Origin of the sequence: Peptacetobacter sp. AB800 (genome assembly GCF_047807365.1) — a bacterium.
In the GTDB taxonomy this organism is placed as follows: domain Bacteria; phylum Bacillota; class Clostridia; order Peptostreptococcales; family Peptostreptococcaceae; genus Peptacetobacter.
The window spans coordinates 1-1,418 of sequence record NZ_JBLOUI010000085.1; the positions used below are offsets into that span (position 1 = coordinate 1).

Annotated in this window: 1 protein-coding gene; it reads left to right on the forward strand. The window is 27.2% G+C overall.

Annotated elements, in window-relative coordinates:
• Positions 1 to 374: 374 nt before the first annotated feature.
• Complete coding sequence (locus ACK2WN_RS12125; RefSeq protein WP_416155695.1) at positions 375 to 1,292, forward strand: ribonuclease Z; 918 nt, start codon at positions 375 to 377, stop codon at positions 1,290 to 1,292.
• Positions 1,293 to 1,418: the final 126 nt, after the last annotated feature.

A 1,418-nucleotide genomic window follows, 5' to 3' on the forward strand; every position in this document is an offset into this window, starting at 1 on the left:
TTTGTTAGGTTTATTTGTTGTGCAATTTTTTAAAATTTTTGAAATCAAGTTTAACCCATCGATTTATTTTTTGTTTCGAGAGTATTTTTTTCATATCAAGTTAACAAAACCCAAAATTAGGTGTTTATGTAGTCACTGTCAATTTTCATTTTTTAAGAAAAAATCATTTTCCTACTTTTATTATAGCAAAAATATATTTATTTTAATCATATTGATGTTACAATTATTATATTATATATTTCAGATTTTATAATTACAAATAAGTTACAATTTTAACTTTAATAAGATTTTTTTATCATTTTTTTAATATAATTTTATTAAACAAGTATAATATTTTAATTTATTGTAATTTTATTAGTATTTTAGGAGGTAATATGGTTAATTTAACTCTTTTAGGATGTGGTGGAAATGTTCCACTACCAAATAGATTTTTATCTTCTCTTTTTATGAATTTTAATGGGAGAAAAATTTTAGTAGATTGTGGAGAGGGCACACAAGTATCTATGAAAATGAAAGGCTGCGGTTTTAAGGATATAGATTTAATCTGCATAACACATACTCATGGTGATCATATAATAGGTCTTATAGGATTGCTTTCTACGATGGGAAATAGTGAAAGAAAGAAACCCGTAACAATTATTGGTCCTGTAGGTATAAAAGAAGCTATGGATGCTATACAAGTTCTTATCACACTACCATATAAATTGAATATAATTGAAAATCCAGAGGGTAGATTCTCTCTTGTAGATCCAATTTTATCAGATTTATCTATAGAAACAATAGAATTAGAACATTCAACTGAATGTATAGGATATAATTTTTATTTTGCTAGGCATCCAAAATTTAATATTGAAAAGGCTCAGTTAAACAATGTTCCTAGAAAATACTGGAATATGTTACAAAAAGGAATGACTATTATGGATGGTGATGTAAATTATACACCTGATATGGTTCTTGGAGATGATAGAAAAGGTATAAAAATTTCTATGATTACAGATACTAGACCATTGGATACTATACCAGAATTTATAGAGGATGCTGATTTATTCATCTGTGAAGCTATGTACGGTGACGAAATGGATATTTCAAAGGCTATTAAAAACAAGCATATGCTGTTTAGAGAGGCTGCATCACTTGCTGTAATGGGAAATGTCAAACAATTACTTCTAACTCATTTTAGCCCTTCTATTGAAGAGCCAGATGTTTTTGAAAACAACGCAAAATCTGTATTTGAAAACACTATAATAGGATATGATCGATTCAGTACTCAAATAAAATATCCTGAAGAATAATAAAAAGGGGCTACAAGCCAATGTCATTAAGTTAGTAGAAAAACATAAAGACCTCAATATTAGAAATAATATGGGGTCTTTTTATTTTATAAAAATGTTGACAAGAATTAAAAAATGTGTGGTCGC

Bases quoted from the DNA above. Each gene is read 5' to 3' on its own strand.
- ACK2WN_RS12125 (WP_416155695.1), top strand. From the start codon at position 375: ATGGTTAATTTAACTCTTTTAGGATGTGGTGGAAATGTTCCACTACCA.